The organism is Acidovorax sp. WCS2018Noco2-16 (assembly GCF_031843945.1).
GTDB lineage: Bacteria > Pseudomonadota > Gammaproteobacteria > Burkholderiales > Burkholderiaceae_C > Paracidovorax.
On record NZ_JAVTJJ010000001.1, the window covers coordinates 320064 to 337892 of the forward strand.

Genomic DNA, 17829 nt, shown 5'->3' on the forward strand with positions numbered 1-17829 from the left:
CGGCGTATCTGGCGGTTGGCGTGGCGCTTAATTTCTTCATCGTCAGCCTGCTGCATCTCGGGCTGCTGGCCTTTCTGGCCCGGCTGCCGAGAGGGCAATTGCTGGCGCCATCGCTGCGCACGAAGCTGGCCGTCGGGGTTGCCGGCGGCGCTCTGACGCTGTTGGCCGCGCAGGTCACGCCCCTCCCAGGAGCCCAGAGCGGTGTGGTGATTCTTCCCACCATGACGGCTGTCTGCGCCTTCGGTTTCGGGCCGCTGGCAGGCGCCGTGGCTGCCGCACTATCACTACTGGCGCAGGCGACGGTGCATGGTTTGCACGAAGTGCCGTGGGCCACGTCGGTGGCCCAGGCAACGGCGGTGTTGGCCCTCGCCAGCCTGTGGTTTCTTGTCCGGGGCACGAATGAAAAGCGCATCTGGTGGGCACTGGCGGGCTTGGCTGCGTCGCTGCCGCTGGTGCTGCTGCCCTGGCTGGCGCGCTCGGCAGGCTGGCCAGCGGCACAGTGGGATCAGATCCACGCCTGGATGCAGAACATTCCGTGGCGCTACACGATGGCCGTGCTGGTGGTGGGGGGTGGTCTGGAAATGCTGCGCGGCTACGTCCGGTCGGCGCAGCGGCTGGCCGAGCGCGAGCAGGAGCTGCGCATGGTGCTGGAAGCTTCGGGCGGCGGGCGCTGGAGCTGGCAGGTACGCGAGCAGCGCTTTTCCTACGATGGCGCGCTGTATGAAGAATTCGGCATGCCGCCCGCGTCGCCCCCCCGGCTGGATCATCACCGGGTCTGGCAAGACTGGAACGCCCGCCGCCATCCGGAGGACATGGCCCGCATCGGCCCGCACCTGCACAGCGCCATGCAGGGCAACGAGGAGAGTTATCACGCCGAATACCGGATGCGCGATGTGAAAGGCCGCTGGCGCTGGCTGATTTCGCGCGGCCGCGTGCTGAACCGCGATGCCGATGGCCGAGCCATCAGCCTGGTGGGCATGGACCTGGACGTGACCGCGCAGCGTGAGATGCAGGACGCGCTGCACCGATCGGAGGCGAAGTACACCACCGTCTACCAAACCCTGCCCGACCCCGCGGGCATCACGCGCCTGAGCGACGGCTGCTTTCTGGACGTGAACGAGGCGTTCTGCGACATGTTCGACCGTCCGAGCCAGGAGATTCTGGGAAAGACCTCTGCGCAGCTTGACGTGTGGAAGTCGCCCGTAGAGCGCGGGCGGCTGCTGGATGCGTTGCGGCTGCAAGGCGAAGTCAGCGGCCTGCAGGTCAGCGTCACACCCAAAGGCCGCACCTTGCGGGGCCGGATTTCCGCCCGTACCACGCGCATGGACGGCGAAGCCTGCATGGTGTTTGTGTTCCACGACCTCACCGACGAGATGCGCATGCGCGACGAATTGGTGGCGGCGCATCGCGTGCTGCAGCAGGCCGGATGGATGGCGCGGCTGGGCGTCTGGGTGCATGAGTATCTTGACTATCCCGCGCCCGGCCAACTGGTGTACTGGTCGGACGTGTGCTATGGCATCCACGGCTTGCCGCAAGGTGCTGAGCTGCCGTCACCGCGTGTCTATCTGCGCGATTTTGTGGCGCCGGCCTGGCGCGATGCCGTGCAGGCCCAGTTTCGGAGAACCATGGCCGATCCCGTTGCCTGGCGCATGGAGATCGAAATTGTGCGCGCCGATGGCCGCTCCGTCTGGGTTCGCGTCAGCGCAGAGCCCGAAATGGAGAACGGCCGCCTTGTGCGCCTGCGCGGCGTGGTGCAGGACATCGACGAATGGAAGCGCTCCGAGCAACGGCTGCGCCAGTCAGAAGCGCGTTTTGCCCAAATGTTCCAGGCCATGCCCTATCCCATGGGCCTGACGCGGCGCAGCGACGGCCGTTATGTGGACGTGAACCCGGCGTGGGAGCAAGCCGTGGGCTTCACACGGAAGACGGCCTTGGTGAACACCGTGGTGACGCTGGGCCTGTACCCGCCGGATGTGCGCGCGAACCTGGTACGCGCGGCGGAGCAACATGGAGAGTTGCTGGGCCACGAAGTGGAAATGACCACGCGCAGCGGCGAGCGGCGCACCGTGCTGCAGTCCATGAGCCCGGTGGAATCGAACGGCGAAGCCTGCTGGCTCTTCGTGCTGCACGATATCACCGAGCGCAAACGGGCCGAGCAGCAGGTGCGCGAGCGCGAGGCGCTGCTCTCGCTCACTATCTCGGCCGCGGCACTGAGCCTTTGGGACTGGGATCTGCAGTCCGGCCGCGTGACCGGTGATGCGCGCTGGCGTGACCTGCAGGGCGTGATACCCAACGAAGACGCCGACGCCGGCGTGCCCTGGACCGCGGGCGTGGCCCCGGCTCACCTGGACGCCATCGGCGCTGAACTGCAGCGCCACGCCGCGGAACCCGCCACGCCCTTCGACGCGACCTGGCAGGTGCTGCTCCCGGACGGTACCGGCCACTGGGTGCGCAACTTGGGCAACATCGTGCACCGCGACCCCGAAGGCAAGCCACTGCGCATGGTGGGCGTGGGCATCGACGTGACCGACCAGCGCGAGCAGCAGGAAACGCTGAAGCTGCTGGCGCACCACGACGCGCTGACCGGCCTGCCCAACCGCGTGCTGCTGGCCGAACGGCTGCAGGCCGGCATGACCGAGGCGCGCCAGCGTTCGCGCCTGCTGGGCGTGGCCTATCTCGACCTGGACGGCTTCAAGCCGGTGAACGACCGCCTGGGACACGGCGCTGGCGACCGGTTGCTGGTGGTCATGTCGGGTCGGCTCACGCGGTCGCTGCGGCCGGTGGACTGCGTGGCGCGGCTGGGCGGCGACGAATTCGTCATCTTGCTGCCCGGGCTGGAATCGCGCGCCGAATGCGAGCGCCTGCTGCGCACGCTGATGGCCAGCGTGTCGGCGCCCTACACGCTGGAAGGCGAGCGCGTGGTCGTCACGGCCAGCATCGGCTACACGCTCTACCCCGACGACGACGCCGATGCCGACGCCCTGCTGCGCCACGCCGACCAGGCCATGTACTTGGCCAAGCAGGCCGGGCGCAACCGCTACCACCCGTTCGACACGGCCCATGAGCGCGCCAGGCTGGCGCAGCGCCAGCAGGTGGCGGAGCTGTCCGACGCGCTGGCGCAGGGCCAGTTCGCGCTGTACCTGCAGCCCAAGGTGGACATGCGCCGAGGCACCGTCATCGGCGCCGAGGCGCTGGCACGCTGGAACCACCCCGAACGCGGCCTGCTGGCACCCGGCGCCTTCCTGCATTTGATCGAGAACACCGAGCTGGAGGCCTGGTTCGGCGAATGGGTGGTCGACACCGCCCTGCAGCTGATCGCGCGGCTGGCGCAGCACGGGCTGGCCTTGCCGGTCAGCATCAACATATCGGCCCAGCACCTGCAGCACGAAGGCTTTGCGGACTGGATGACGCACCGCATCGCGCTGCAGCCCGATGCGCCCGCGCACCTGCTGGACATGGAGATCACCGAGAGCGCCGCCCTCTACGACATCGACCACGTCGCCGCCGAGCTGGAGCGCCTGCGCGCGCTGGGACTGACGGTGTCGCTGGACGACTTCGGCACAGGCTATTCGTCGCTGGCCTACCTGCGCCGCCTGCCGCTCGACCACATCAAGCTGGACCGCAGCTTCGTGCACAACATGACCACCAATGTGGGCGACCGCGCCATCGTGCAAGGCGTCATTGGCCTGGGCGCGTCGTTCGGCCATCGCATCATCGCGGAAGGCGTGGAGACCATTGAGCAGGGGGAGCTGCTGCTGGACCTGGGTTGCTCATGGGCGCAGGGTTACTGCATTGCGCGGCCCATGCCGGCAGAAGACTTCGCGGGCTGGGCTGCGCAGTGGCGTGCCCCGCCGCAGTGGCGCGGGCGGCCGGTGGATTGAGGGCCGCGGCACACGGACCCTGCATTCAAGGCAAAATATAGCTGTAGCGCTTATAGATAAAGCGCTGGTAGCTATTATAACTATAGCAAATGCATCCCCATCCGGCAGTCACTGCTGTGAGCGGGCGGCATTTACCACCCAAGTGGCAAGCGGCTAAAGTCGCGCCCACACCTGCCCGTACACCGCTATGAAGCCCCATAACGACCCCACCGGCGCTCCGACGTCGTTCCCCTTTTTGCAGGACGGCGGCGAAATGGGCGCGCGCATGCGCAGCCACGATTGGTCGGCGTCACCGCTGGGGACACCGGCATCGTGGCCTCAGTCCCTGCGCACCATGGCGGCGGCCTGCCTGAATTCGCCCTTGCTAGGGACGGTGCTGTGGGGCCCGGAGCTGGTCATGCTCTACAACGATGCCTACATCCCCTCCATGGCGGATCGCCACCCGGGGGCGCTGGGCCGGCCGGTGGCCGATGTGTGGGGGCCCACCTGGCAGCAAGTGGCTGCCCCGTTCATCGAGGCCATGAAGACGGGCAAGGGCTTTGAGCAGCGACGCGTCGAAATCTCCATGGTGCGCGACGGCCAGCAGCAGACCACCTGGTGGGATATCACAGCCACGCCCATCCGCGGCGAAGACGGCTCGGTCGTGGGCCTCTTGAATCAGGGCATCGAGATCACCACGCGTGTGCATCTTGAAAACGAACAACTGCGCGCGCAACAGGAGTTGAGTGCACTCAATCAAACCCTGGAGACGCGCATCGCCGAGCGCACGGCGGCGCTTTTGCTGCATGAAAACATCGTTCAGTCGCACAGCTGGCCCATCTGTGCTTTCAACCTCAAGCACGAGCTGATCGCGTTCAACAAAGCCCATAGCGACGAGTTCTTTCGCATCTACGGGCACCGCGTGCAGATCGGGGAGGTCTTCCCCGACCTGTTCACCGCGGACCAGGCGCCTGTCATGCGGGCGCTCATGGACCGTGCGCTGGCCGGCGAGTCCTACACCGTGGAACAAGCCTTTGGCGACCCGGCGCTCAGCACGCCGGTCTGGCAGGTGAGCTGCTACCCGCTGCGTGATGCCGAGGGAGGCATCATGGGCGCCTTCCACCATGCCAAGGACATATCGGAGCAGTTGCGCAACCAGGCGGATCTGCAGTCCACACAAGACGCACTGCGGCAATCGCAGAAGATGGAGTCGGTTGGCCAGCTGACCGGCGGTTTGGCGCACGACTTCAACAACCTGCTGGCGGGCATCACCGGAGCGCTGGAGCTCATCAAGCGCCGCTCGGGCATGGGCCGCTACGACGACATCGAGCGCTATGTGACGGTGGGCCTCGGCGCGGCGCAACGCGCGGCAGCCTTGACGCACCGGCTGCTCGCGTTCTCCAGGCGCCAGACGCTGGAGCCCAAGGTGCTGGCCACCAATCGCCTGATCGGCGAAATGGAGGATTTGATTCGCCGCACCATCGGCCCGCAAATCGACCTGGAGGTGGTGGCCGGCATTGCGCTGTGGCCCGTCATGGCCGACGTCAGCCAGCTAGAAAACGCATTGCTGAACCTGTGCATCAATGCGCGCGATGCGATGCCCAATGGCGGCAAGCTCACCATCGAGACGGCCAACCGCAGCGTGGACGAGCGCTCTGCCAAGGCCATCGGCATCGACGTCGGGCAGTACGTGTCGATGTGCGTCAGCGACAACGGCGTCGGCATGGCGCCCGAGGTGGCGGCGCGGGCCTTCGATCCGTTCTTCACCACCAAGCCGATCGGTCTGGGCACGGGCCTGGGCCTGTCGATGATCTACGGCTACGCCAAGCAGTCCGGCGGACACGCCCGCATCTACAGCGAAGTGGGCGAAGGCACGATGGTGTGCCTGTACTTGCCCCGGTATCTGGGCGCGGAGACCGAAACCGTGGTCGCCCGGGCGGGCAACGCGCCAGCGGTGCAAGGCAAGGGCCAGGTCATCCTGGTGGTCGATGACGAAGCCAGTGTGCGGCTGTTCGTGCGCGAGATCCTGGTCGAGCTGGGTTTCACCGTGCTGGAAGCAGCTGACGGCATCGAGGCCCTGCAGGTCCTACAGACTCAGGCCCATCTCGACCTGCTCATCACCGATGTGGGCCTGCCCGGCGGAATGAACGGCAGACAGGTGGCCGACGCTGCCCGGGTGGCGCAGCCCGACCTGCAGATTCTCTTCATCACCGGCTATGCCGAGAACGCTGTGCTGAGCCACGGGCACCTGGCCCCGCGCATGCACGTGATGACGAAACCCTTCGAGCTGAGCGCGTTCGTCAGCCGGGTGGAGCGACTGCTGAAGGCGCCCACCCTCTGACTGCCCGGCCCGCCAGGCGGGTCAGCCGATCAGATCTTTGACCTGCTGCAGCGCAGCCGGGTCCTCCATGGTGGTCAGGTCGCCCGGGTCGCGCCGCTCGGCCACCGCCTGCAGCGCACGGCGCAGCAGCTTGCCGCTGCGGGTCTTGGGCAACACGCTCACGAAGAGCACCCGCGCCGGCCGCGCGACGGCGCCCAGCTGGCCGTCCACCTGCTGCATCACCTCGCCCTCCAACTGGCGCGCGGTGGCGGCATCCGTCAGCGCCGCAGCGTCGCGCGGCACGGCAAAGGCCATGGCGACCTGGCCCTTGACCGCATCGGCCACGCCCACCACCGCCACTTCGGCAATGCCGGCGTGTGCCGCGATGCTTTCCTCGATCTCGCGCGTGCCCAGCCGGTGCCCGGCCACGTTGATCACGTCGTCGGTGCGCCCCAGGATGAAGTAATAGCCGTCTTCGTCGCGAATGCCCCAGTCGAACGTGCTGTAGAGCAGTGGGCCCGGCAGGCTCTTCCAGTAGGTGTTGACGAAGCGCTCGTCGTCGCGCCACACGGTCTGCATGCAGCCGGGCGGCAGCGGCCCGGCGATGGCGACCACGCCTTTTTGCCCGGCGCCGGTCAACTCCTCACCCGTGTGCTCGTCGATCAGCTTCACGTCATAGCCGTACACCGCGCGGCCCGGGCTGCCCAGGCGTGGGGTCTGCGGCGCCACGCCGGTGGTCAGCGTGAGGATCGGCCAGCCGGTTTCGGTCTGCCAGTAGTTGTCGATGATGGGCACGCCCAAAGCGCCGGCGATCCACTGCGAGGTGGGTGCATCCAGCGGCTCGCCGGCCAGCCACAGCGCCTTCAGCGACGACACATCGTGCCGCGCCAGCAGCGCCGCGTCGTGTTTTTTCAGCACCCGCACCGCCGTGGGGGCCGAGAACATGTGTGTGACGCGGTACTTCTCGACGATGCCCCACCACACCGCTGCATCGGGCCGCGTGGGCAGGCCCTCGTAGAAGATGGTGGTCATGCCCGAAAGCAGCGGGCCGTAGACGATGTAGCTGTGGCCCACCACCCAGCCGATGTCGCTGGTGGCGAAGAACACGTCGCCCGCGCGCGCATCGAACAGGTGCTGCATGCTGGCGGCCAGCGCCACCGCGTATCCGCCGGTGTCGCGCTGCACGCCCTTGGGCCGGCCGGTGGTGCCACTGGTGTAGAGGGTGTAGCTGGGGTGCGTGGCGTCCACCCATTCGCATGGCACCTCGTCATTCAAGTGCTGTTCGCGCAGCGCCGCCCAGTGGTGATCGCGCCCGGGCTGCAGCGGCATGGGCGCCAGGCCCCGGTCGATGAGCAGCAGAGCTTGGGGTTGATGGCGCGCAAGGCGCAAGGCTTCGTCCAGCAGCGGCTTGTACGCGATCACCTTGCCGCCGCGCGAGCCCGCATCGGCGCTGATGACCGCCACCGGCTCGGCATCGTCGATGCGCGAGGCCAGCGAACCCGCCGCGAAGCCGCCGAACACCACGCAATGCAGCGCGCCGATGCGCACGCAGGCCAGCATGGCGAAGGCGGCCTCGGCCACCATGGGCATGTAGATCAGCACCCGGTCGCCGTGCTGCACGCCCAGCGCCTTGAGGGCCGCCGCCATGCGCTGCACCTCGGCGTGCAGCTCGGCATAGGTGTAGCTGCGCTCGGTGCCAGTCTCCGACGAGATGGCAACCAGCGCCGCCTGGTCGGCCCGCGTGGCCAGGTGCCGGTCCACCGCGTTATGGCACAGATTGGTGGTGCCGCCGGCGAACCAGCGGGCGAACGGCGGGTGGCTGTAGTCGCAGATCTGCTGGGGCGGCGTCTGCCAGTCGATCAGCCGGGCCTGTTCGGCCCAGAACGCGTCGCGCTCGTCAATGGAGCGGCGGTGAAAGTCGTCGGCGGCTTGGCGGGTGCCCATGGCAGATGTCTCCTGGTGGTCGTTATGGCCTCCATCATTCACCATGCCCTTGCGTCTGGCTGACAAAGCCCCGCCGCTCGGCCGCCCTCGCGACGAATCGACGAATGAAGCGCTTTACTTGATCAGCGCCAGCACGTCCTTGAACGCCGGGTGCTCACAGCCGCGCAGCCATTCGAAGGCGACCATCTCGGTGGTCACCAGCTCGGCACCAGCGCCGGCCAGGCGGTCGAAGGCGGCGTCGCGGTTGCGCTCGGTGCGCGAGCCGCATGCGTCGGTCACCACCCACACCTCGAATTCGTCGTCCAGCAAGTCCAACGCCGTCTGCATCAGGCAGACATGGGCTTCGCAGCCGGCGATGACGATGCTGCCCCGCGCGTCGGCGCCGCCCTGCGGCTGGGCCGGCTTTTGCAGATGGCGCGGCAGGCTGCGGGCGTTGCCGCCTTGCTGCGGTTTGGCCGGCGGGCGCAGCCATTCGCCCAGGCCCTCTTCGGCTGCGCTGAACTGCATTTTGGCCAGCGTCTTGCGGCAGGCGCCGCGCAGGGCCGCGTCATTGGGCCCCAGGCGCGACGGGTTCTGCTCGGTGCCCCACACCGGCACCTCCAGCGCCTGCGCCACCTGCGCCAGCAGGCGCGCATTGGCCAGCACCGCCGGGCCTTCGAAGATCGCGGGCATCAGGCGTTCCTGGTAGTCCACCAGAACGAGTTGGGATTCGAGGGCGTCGAGGAGCATGGTGCGTCTTTGTGAAAACAGAAAACAGCGATTTGAAGCGAAATGGGGCTCTAGCGCTTGATGGACAAGCGCTGGCAGCTATCAATCATATAGCAGGCATGAAGGCGCCCCGGATCATGGCTTGAGCCGCAGCAGCTTGCCTTCCGGGCTGTCGGTCAGCAGGTAGAGCCAGCCGTCCGGGCCCTGGCGCACGTCGCGGATGCGGTCGCCGGCCTTGTCCAGCAGGTACTCGTCGCGCGTCACCTTGCCGGCGGCGTCCACCTGCAGGCGATGCAGCCGCGCGAACCGCAGCGAGCCGATGAAGAGGCTGCCCTTCCAGGCCGCGCCATAGCGGTCGCTGGTCAGAAACGCCATGCCCGACGGCGCAATCGACGGCACCCAGTAGTGCAGCGGCTGCTCCAGCCCCGCCTTGGCCGTGCCTTCACCCACCTTGCCGCCGCCGTAGTTCTCGCCATAGGTGATGACCGGCCAGCCGTAGTTGCGGCCCGCCTGGGCGATGTTGATCTCGTCGCCGCCCTGCGGGCCGTGCTCGTGGGTCCAGAGCCGGCCGTCGGGTGCCAGCGTGGCGCCTTGCACGTTGCGGTGGCCCCAGTTCCAGATTTCGGGCAGCGCGCCGCTTTGCGCCACGGCGGGGTTGCCGGCTGCAGCGCCGCCTTCAGGCCGCACGTGAACGATCTTGCCGTGGTGGTTGTCCCGCGTCTGCGCATCGTCCTTGCGCTGAAAGCGGTCGCCCAGCGTCAGGAACAGGTCGCCCTTGGCGTCCTGCACGATGCGGCAGCCGAAGTGGGCGGTGCTGCGCACCTTGGGTTGCTGGCTGAAGATCACCTTCACGTTCTGCAGCGCGGTGGCGCCTTCGGCCAGCGTGGCGCTGGCAAGCGCTGTGCTGTTGGCACCGCTGCCGTCGGCTGCGGGCTCCGAGAAGCAAAAGAAGATGCGGCGATTGGTCTGGAACGCCGCGTCGGTCGCCACGTCGAGCAAGCCGCCCTGCCCGCCGGCGGCAATGGCCGGCAGGCCGCCCAATGGCGCATTCAGGCGGCCGTCAGCCTCGACCACGCGCAGCCGGCCGGCTCGCTCGGTGACCAGAAAGCGGCCTCCGGGCAGGAAGGCCAGCCCCCACGGATTGGCGAGCCCGGTCGCCACGATGTCCGTGGATGCCGCCGTGCGGGCGGCCGCCGGTTGAACGGGCGCCGTCGCATCGGCAGCCGTTGAAACCACCATGGCACCCATCAACAGCACCGTGGTTGCTACGGTAACCATAGCGTGGGGCGCCCGCCAGAGTATGGCTGGGCGTGCACTTCGTTGCAAAATCATCGTGTCTCCTGAAAACAAAACATTGTGAAAGCGAGATGGCTGAAGAAGCCGGTTGGCAGCGCACGTTTCAGGGGATTTAGCCGCCAAAGGCAACCACTATCGGCCAAGGGTTGCTCATGAAATAAGCAGTTGGCGATGGTTTCGGGCGTAGGACGAGCGCTCGACCCGTGGTACTCTCGCGACCCATGTCCCGTTGGCTTTGCTTTTTGTTACTTGTTTGCGCTCAGGCCCATGCCGCTCCCGGCAATGCCAACGCTGACGACATCGACCGCATTCTTCAAGAACGCGGGCTGCTCACCCACCTGCAGGAAGTGCGTCACGACGTGGCGGACCGCACCACCACGCTGGTGTCGACCGCGATGGGCTTCCTGGGCGTGCCTTACCGCCGGGGCGGCAGCAGCGCCGACACCGGGTTCGACTGCAGCGGCTTCGTTCGCACCATCTTCGAGCAGGCCAAGGGCCTCGCCCTGCCCCGCCGCGCCAACGAGCAGGCGGCCGCCACCGAAGTCATCGACAAAAAAGATTTGCAACCGGGCGACCTGGTGTTCTTCAACACCATGCGCCGCGCATTCAGCCACGTGGGCATCTACGTGGGTGACGGCAAGTTCATCCATGCGCCCCGCAGCGGCGCGCAGGTACGGGTGGAAGACATGAGCGGGTCGTACTGGCAACGCCGGTTCAACGGCGCCCGCCGCGTGGCAGGCGACGACGACCAGATCGAAGCCGTCGCCAACGCGCCAATGCGCCGCTAAGGCGGCTGCTGGCCCTTCGGGCCTGACTGGCAAAGCCCTTGCGGCATTGGCCGCACCCCACCCAACAAGCCGATGTAAATGGCCGTAGCGGTTTTTGCCCGCTGCCATGGGCATCTGCTCGGCGACTCTTTGCGCGCCCCTCAAGGCGGCGCTTCCATCGCGCGCCCTAGCGCACACTCCCTCCCTCAGTTCACAGGATGTTCACGCACGCGGCGCCGTCCTGCAAGCCAGGCACGGCAGTTCGCCAACAATGCGCAGGCGCTGGGCGGGCCCGGTTGGGTCTCGCCCTCTCTTTCTCCACTGTTATTGAAATTGGAAGCCACTTCATCATGATGTCCATCCTCGGAACCCTCTTCATCGGCCTGATCGTCGGCCTGCTGGCCCGTGCGCTAAAGCCCGGCAATGACAAGCTCGGCTGGATCATGACCATGCTGCTGGGCGTGGCCGGCGCATTCCTGGCCACCTATGTGGGCGTGGCGATGGGCTGGTACGCGCAAGGCGAAGCCGCAGGCTGGATCGCTTCCATCGTGGGTGCCATCGTGCTGCTGGTGCTCTACGGCCTGATCCGCCGCAAGGGCTGAGCGTCTTCCCCGTCCTGAAAACGATGGCACTGCGACCCAAAGCGCCCACGGCGCAGGAACTGGCAGGCGGCGACTCCGCCCTGCAGGCCGCCATCGAACGCAGCCGAAGCCTGCTGCACCGCCGCGCACTGGTAGCGGCTGCGGCAGGCACGGTGCCGCTGCCCGGGCTGGACTGGGCGGTGGACGCCGCCCTGCTCTCGCGCCTCATTCCGCAGATCAACGAACAATTCGGCCTGACACCCGGCCAGATCGACCGGCTGACTCCGCACAAGCGCGAGCAGGTGCAAAAGGCCGTGTCGATGGTGGGCTCGGTGCTCATCGGCAAGCTGGTGACCCGCGAGTTGGTCATTCGCGCCACCCGCGTGGTGGGCGTGCGGCTGACGGCCAAGCAGGCAGCCAAATTCGTTCCGCTGGCCGGCCAGGCCGTGTCCGCTGTGCTGGGCTACGCCACGCTGCGTTTTCTGGGTGAGCAGCACGTGCGCGACTGCATCGAGGTAGTCAAGAGCGCGCAACTGGCGCTGCCTGCCCCCAGCGACCTCAAGGCCTCGCCCCGAAAATAAGGCCTTTTCGGCCTGCAGCGCTTGACTGGCAAGCGCTGGCACATCAAAAATCATAGCAAAGCAATGTTGCAGCCTGTGCATTGGGCACAATCGCAACCCGATGACCGCTGTCCCCGCTTCCGGCACCCCTGACGACTCCGTTTGCGGCGCGTTCCGCCCTCGTATCACCCTCATGACGCTTGGCCGGGGCGACGGCTTGCTGGGCCTTCAGCCGCAAGGCCGCATGGGCCCGCGCGGTGACAACGTCACGCTTGCGCGCATCGAATGGACCTATCGCACGCCCGATGGCCATGAGTGGCAGACGCTCGCGCCCACCAGTGTGCTGGGCAGCCGGCCGGCCGAAGACGTCGAGCTGTTCGACACGGGCGGCCCGGTGATCCGCCTGCGCCGGGACTTGGGCGCAGAGGCCGACGCCATGGACCGGGTGTGGGACCTGGGGCTCGTTCCCGTGGACCCCACCAAGCTGCAATGGCGCCACCGCGCGCTCGGTGATCACCTCGGCCCCGTCTGGACGCTGCCGCAAGAGGCGCAGTTCGGCGACTTCTGGGCCGACCAGATCCCCGCCCTGCGCGCCGAGGGCTGGAGCGTGGTCGTGCAACCCGGCTTTGCCCACGAGAGCGTGCCGGTCGAGCGCTGGAAGCTGCTGATCGCGCCCGACACCGGCGAGGTGCTGGGCCGGGAGGTCGATGGCCCGTTGGCCGAGCGCGAGCGGCCGGTGCAAAAGCTGCAGCTGCCAGCGCGCGAGGGCGCCTGGCTGCTCACCCTGGGCGTGGAGATCGACGGCCAGACCGTGGACCTGGCGCCCATGCTGGCCGACCTGTTGCAGCGCGACCCGCGCTGGCTGAACGCAGCCGATCTGGCCGCCATTGCGGACGACGCCACCATCCGCCTGCGCGCGCCCGGTGGCCGGCGCATCGACGCGCCCGCCGCGCCGCTCAAGGCCATCGTCGGTGCGCTGGTCGACCTGCTGACAGACCCAGGCCGGCGCCAGCGCAAGGACGGCGACTCGCTGCGCCTGGGCGCCTGGGAAGCGCGCCGGCTCGAGGTACTGCGCTCGGCTTTGGATGCCGGATGTGCCAGCGGCTGGCAGCTGCAGGGCGACGCCGGCCTGGCCGTGCTGGCCGAACAGCTGAAGGCCGTCGGCACGCCGCAACCCGTACCCGCGCCGCAAGGTCTGGCGATCACTCTGCGCCCGTACCAATTGGCCGGGCTGGCGTGGCTGCAATACCTGCGTGCGCAGCAGCTGGGCGGCATCCTGGCGGACGACATGGGGCTGGGCAAGACCGCGCAGGCGCTGGCACATGTGCTGGCCGAAAAAGAAGCGGGCCGGCTGCGCGAGCCCGCCTTGGTGGTCATGCCCACGTCGCTGCTGTTCAACTGGCAGGCCGAGGCCACGCGCATGGCGCCGGGCCTGCGCGTGCTGGTGCTGCACGGGCCCGATCGTGCATACCTGTACCCAACCATCGCGTCGCATGACCTGGTGCTGACCACCTACCCGCTGCTGTGGCGCGATGTGGATCAGCTGGCCGCACAGCGCTTTCATCTGCTGATATTGGATGAAGCGCAGATGGTGAAGAACGCCGGCAGCCGCAGCGCCCGCGCGCTGCGCAGCCTGCGTGCCTCGCACCGGCTGTGCCTGACCGGCACGCCGCTGGAAAACCACTTGGGCGAGCTGTGGTCGCAGTTCGATTTCCTCATGCCGGGCTTTCTGGGCGACGCGCGGCACTTCGCGCAGCGCTGGCGCAAGCCCATCGAAGAGAACGGAGAGACGCTGCGGGCGCAACTGCTGGCGCAACGGGTGCGCCCGTTCATCCTGCGGCGCCGCAAGCCCGACGTGGCGGCCGAGCTGCCGCCTCGCACGGACATATTGCAGCGCGTGCGATTGCAGGGCCGCCAGCGCGACCTGTACGAAGCGGTACGTGCGGGCGCCGACAAGCAGGTGCGGCGGGTGCTGGCGCGCCAGGGCTGGGCGGGCGCGCAGATCGCGGTGCTGGATGCCCTGCTCAAGCTGCGCCAGGTGTGCTGCGACCCGCATCTGGTCAAGGGCGCCAAGCTGCCTGCAGGCACTGAACGCGCCAAGCTCGAATGGCTGGCCGACACGCTGCCGGCGCTGGTTGACGAAGGCCGGCGCGTGCTCGTGTTCTCGCAATTCACCGCCATGCTCGCGCTGGTGGCGGAGCAGCTAGGTGCCCTGGGCCGGCCTTTTTTGGAACTGACCGGCCAGACGCCGCCCCGCCAACGCGCAGGCGTGGTGCAGCGCTTTCAAGCGCAAGGCGACGGCAGCGCGCCAGTACTGCTGGTCAGCCTCAAGGCCGGCGGCACGGGCCTGAACCTGACGGCTGCCGACACGGTGATCCACATCGACCCGTGGTGGAACCCGGCCGTGGAAGAGCAGGCCACCGCCCGAGCGCACCGCATCGGCCAGGACCAGCCAGTGTTCGTCTATCGCCTGGTGGTGGAAGGCAGCATCGAAGAGCGCTTGCTGGAACTGCAGTCGCGCAAGCAGGCGCTGGCAGACGGCGTGCTGGGCCACGACAGCGCCGATGCCGTCAAGTTCAGCGAGGCCGATCTGCATGCCTTGCTGGCTCCGCTGACTGAGCCGCTGAACAACCCGCTGGCCATTCCTGAGGACGACGCTGCGCGGTGGGGTGGCACGGGCCGACGCACTGGCCGGGACGATTTAGCTCAGGGGTAATCCCTGCATCCAGACATCTGTTCAATCCGCGGCGCGGAATCAACACACGGCGTTACACATCTATGCGATCCGTTGACGAAGGCGGGGGCGTAGGACGATCAGGTTGAGGGCTCATCCCGCACGGCCGGCAGTGAGGGGTTGCGTTGTCAATCGTCCTATCCCGCAAGGGCCATGTCGGCACTTTGGCGCGGCGCGTGCAACTGGAACAGTGCACGCGACGGCGCCACACAAAGGAATCAACCATGCTCGGAAACTTCTTGACCCGTCCCCAGGCAGCAGAGGTGATGGCGAAACGCGCCGAACGGCGCAACTTCATGCGCAGAAGCAGCGGCTTTGCCGCCGGTATCGCCGGTGGTGCGCTGGTGGCAGCGTGTGGCGGGGGCGACAACGCCACCGCCCAGTCGAGTGGCCCGTCGGACGAGGACATCCTCAACTTCGCGCTCAACCTCGAATACCTCGAAGCACAGTTCTATGTGTTCGCCGCTACCGGCTCCGGCCTGAACGCCAACCTGCAGACGGGCACGGGCCTGCAAGGTGCCGTGACGGGCGGTCGCGCTGTCAACTTCACCGACCCGCTGGTACGCCAGTACGCCAAGGAAATCGCAGGCGACGAACTGGCCCATGTCGCCTTCCTGCGCCGCGTGCTGGGCAATGCGGCGGTGGCGCATCCGGCCATCGACATCAGTGCATCGCCAACGGGCGCTTTCTCCACGGCGGCGCGTGCAGCGGGACTGATTGGCCAGGGCGAATCGTTCGACCCCTATGCCAGCGACGAGAACTTCCTGCTGGCCGCCTATCTATTTGAAGACGTGGGTGTGACGGCGTACAAGGGCGCATCGCCCCTGGTGCAGAACAAGACCTATCTGGAAGCGGCCGCGGGCATCCTGGCTGCAGAGGCCTATCACGCTGGGCTGGTACGCACGGTGCTGTACGCGAAGGGCCTGCAGACCCCGGTGCTGCGCACGGCGGCCGATGCGATCTCGAACGCCCGCGACAGCCTGGACAACAGCGGCGACGTGGACCAGGGCATCAGCCCGACGGGCGATGTGTCCAATATCGTGCCGCTGGACGCGGACGGCATCGCCTACAGCCGCTCGCCGGGCGATGTGCTGAACATCGTTTACCTGAACAGCGGCGCGGTGAACAAGGGTGGCTTCTACCCGGCCGGCGTCAACGGCAATTTGGTGCTCAGCAGCGCGCTGGCCTGACGGGCGGTGCGGCGGGCGCTGCGGCGGGCGCTGCGACTGGCATTGCAGCGCCACCCTCCCTTCTAATCGGCTCTGCCGTTCACCCTCCTGAAAGTCAGTCATGCACCCAGTCCGCTCCGAACTGCTTTCTTCCGGCCTGATGCGGAGCGTGGCGCCCCGATGGCGCCGCTGGGTGGGCTGGGCCATCGCTTTGTGCGGCGCCGGATTGCTTTTGCGCGATGTGATCGGCGCCTTCCCGATGGAAGACCCGCGCATGCGGGGCGCGCTGATGGGCGGCAGCGTGGCGGCGCTGGCGACAGCGCTGGGCACGGTGCCGGTGCTGCTGTCGCAACGTTTTTCGCAGCGCACGCACGACGCCATGCTGGGCTTTGGCGCGGGCGTCATGCTCGCGGCCTGCTCTTTCTCTCTCATCATTCCCGGCCTGGCGGCGGCGAAGGCGAACGGCGCGAGCGCATGGGGTGCCGGCAGCATCGTCGGCGGGGGCATCCTGCTGGGCGCGCTGCTGCTGATGTTCATCGACCGCATCGTGCCGCATGAGCACTTCGTCAAAGGGCTGGAAGGCCGCGAGGCGCGGGCCGTCAAGCGCGCCTGGCTGTTCGTGTTCGCGATCGCGCTGCACAACCTGCCCGAAGGCCTGGCCATCGGCGTGGCCTACGGCGGCACCGATGCGGTATCCGCCCTGGCGTTGACCACCGGCATCTCCATTCAGGACGTGCCCGAAGGCATGGTGGTGGCCCTGGCCCTGCGCAGCGTGGGCTACGGGCGCTTGACCTCGGCGGGCCTGGGCGTACTGTCAGGCCTGATCGAGCCCATTGCCGCGGTGGCCGGGGTGGCGCTGGTCACTGCATCGGTCAGCGCCCTGCCCTGGGGCCTGGCGGCTGCGGCAGGCGCCATGCTCTATGTCATCAGCCACGAGATCATTCCCGAGTCGCACCGCAAAGGGCACGAAGCTGCTGCCACTGGCGGCTTGATGTTGGGGTTCGTGCTGATGATGCTGCTGGATACTGCCCTGGCTTAGCTGATCGCCTTCTGCCCTGATGGCGCACGCGGCCGTATGGGTGCGGAGTCACTCCAGCCCGCCAACTGCGCTCGGTGCGCTTTCACTGCCACTGCGGCACGCCGGTGCGTCAGTGCATCAGCCAGCGCTCTGCAATGCCAGTGCCACGTGCTGCAACAGCATGATGGTCTTCGCGTCCTGTATCGCTCCGGTGCCAATGCTTGCCAGAGCGTCGGCCAGCGGCATCTCGACCACTTCGATGTCTTCACCCTCCTCCACCAGCCCGCCGCCATGGCCCAGGCGGTCTTGGGGCTCGTATTCGGCGACGAAGAAATGCAGCTTTTCCGTGACCGAGCCGGGGCTCATGTAGGCCTCGAACACCTTGCGGGGCTGACGCACGCGAAAGCCCGTTTCTTCCTCGGCCTCGCGGCGAACGCAGCTTTCCGGTTCGTCGCTGTCGATCAGGCCCGCGCAGGCCTCGACCAGCAAGCCGTCGGCACTGCCGTTGATGAAGGCCGGCAGGCGAAACTGCCGTGTGAGCACCACCGTGCGCCGGTGCGGGTCGAACAGCAGCAGCACTGCGCCGTCACCCCGGTCGTAGGTTTCGCGGCTGAGCGTCTGCCACTGGCCGTCACGGCGCCGCAGCGCAAAGGTGATCTTCCGCAGCGTGTACCAGTTGTCGGAGAGCAATTGCACGTCGAGCAGCTTGACGTGTTCGGCGCTTGCGATGGGAACGGCGGACGTGGGACGGGTCATTGCGCTGGCAGTTGGGGTGGTGCGGAGTCGACGTTGAGCATAGCCCGGGCCCGGCGCCCATCGCGCCCATCGCGCCCATGGCGGCAATCGCGGCAATCGCGGCAATCGTCAGCCAG

General features: G+C 67.5%; 12 protein-coding genes. 8 read left to right on the forward strand and 4 right to left on the reverse strand.

Annotation, left to right across the window (positions count from 1 at the left end):
• Positions 1-20: 20 nt before the first annotated feature.
• Both RQI28_RS01465 and RQI28_RS01470 read left to right on the forward strand, forming a co-directional pair.
• Positions 21-3881, forward strand: coding sequence for an EAL domain-containing protein (locus RQI28_RS01465; protein WP_311220820.1), 3861 nt, complete (start codon positions 21-23; stop codon positions 3879-3881).
• Positions 3882-4068: 187 nt separating this feature from the next.
• Positions 4069-6201 carry a PAS domain-containing protein gene (locus RQI28_RS01470; protein ID WP_311220821.1) on the forward strand — a complete coding sequence of 711 codons (2133 nt, stop codon included), beginning with the start codon at positions 4069-4071 and terminating at the stop codon, positions 6199-6201.
• Positions 6202-6222: 21 nt separating this feature from the next.
• Here the strand turns inward: RQI28_RS01470 and RQI28_RS01475 are convergent, their stop codons facing one another.
• The 3 genes from RQI28_RS01475 to RQI28_RS01485 form a co-directional block, all read right to left on the reverse strand.
• Positions 6223-8124 (reverse strand): propionate--CoA ligase, encoded by a 1902-nt coding sequence (locus RQI28_RS01475; RefSeq protein ID WP_311220822.1) that lies wholly within the window; start codon positions 8122-8124, stop codon positions 6223-6225.
• Between the two features lie 114 nt (positions 8125-8238).
• The gene (locus tag RQI28_RS01480) at positions 8239-8853 is read right to left on the reverse strand and encodes an isochorismatase family protein (RefSeq protein WP_311220823.1); all 615 of its coding nucleotides are present in this window, start codon (positions 8851-8853) and stop codon (positions 8239-8241) included.
• 114 nt (positions 8854-8967) lie between these two features.
• Positions 8968-10071, reverse strand: coding sequence for a PQQ-dependent sugar dehydrogenase (locus tag RQI28_RS01485; protein WP_311221540.1), 1104 nt, complete (start codon positions 10069-10071; stop codon positions 8968-8970).
• Positions 10072-10349: 278 nt separating this feature from the next.
• On the opposite strand from RQI28_RS01485, the gene RQI28_RS01490 reads away from it, so the two are divergent.
• The 6 genes from RQI28_RS01490 to RQI28_RS01515 all read left to right on the forward strand — a co-directional run bounded on the left by RQI28_RS01490 (position 10350) and on the right by RQI28_RS01515 (position 16978).
• On the forward strand, positions 10350-10916 hold the full coding sequence (locus RQI28_RS01490; RefSeq protein ID WP_311220824.1) for a C40 family peptidase: 567 nt from the start codon (positions 10350-10352) through the stop codon (positions 10914-10916).
• A gap of 329 nt (positions 10917-11245) precedes the next feature.
• The gene (locus tag RQI28_RS01495; RefSeq protein ID WP_311220825.1) at positions 11246-11497 is read left to right on the forward strand and encodes a GlsB/YeaQ/YmgE family stress response membrane protein; all 252 of its coding nucleotides are present in this window, start codon (positions 11246-11248) and stop codon (positions 11495-11497) included.
• 23 nt (positions 11498-11520) lie between these two features.
• Positions 11521-12057: a hypothetical protein gene (locus RQI28_RS01500; RefSeq protein WP_311220826.1), complete on the forward strand. Its 537-nt coding sequence runs from the start codon at positions 11521-11523 to the stop codon at positions 12055-12057.
• 100 nt (positions 12058-12157) lie between these two features.
• Positions 12158-14752 (forward strand): DEAD/DEAH box helicase, encoded by a 2595-nt coding sequence (locus RQI28_RS01505; RefSeq protein ID WP_311220827.1) that lies wholly within the window; start codon positions 12158-12160, stop codon positions 14750-14752.
• 242 nt (positions 14753-14994) lie between these two features.
• Positions 14995-15960 carry a ferritin-like domain-containing protein gene (locus RQI28_RS01510; protein ID WP_311220828.1) on the forward strand — a complete coding sequence of 322 codons (966 nt, stop codon included), beginning with the start codon at positions 14995-14997 and terminating at the stop codon, positions 15958-15960.
• A gap of 100 nt (positions 15961-16060) precedes the next feature.
• Positions 16061-16978, forward strand: a complete 918-nt coding sequence (locus tag RQI28_RS01515; RefSeq protein ID WP_404976846.1) for a ZIP family metal transporter — start codon at positions 16061-16063, stop codon at positions 16976-16978.
• Between the two features lie 117 nt (positions 16979-17095).
• Here RQI28_RS01515 and RQI28_RS01520 read toward each other — a convergent pair whose 3' ends face one another.
• The gene (locus RQI28_RS01520; RefSeq protein ID WP_311220829.1) at positions 17096-17713 is read right to left on the reverse strand and encodes an NUDIX domain-containing protein; all 618 of its coding nucleotides are present in this window, start codon (positions 17711-17713) and stop codon (positions 17096-17098) included.
• Positions 17714-17829: the final 116 nt, after the last annotated feature.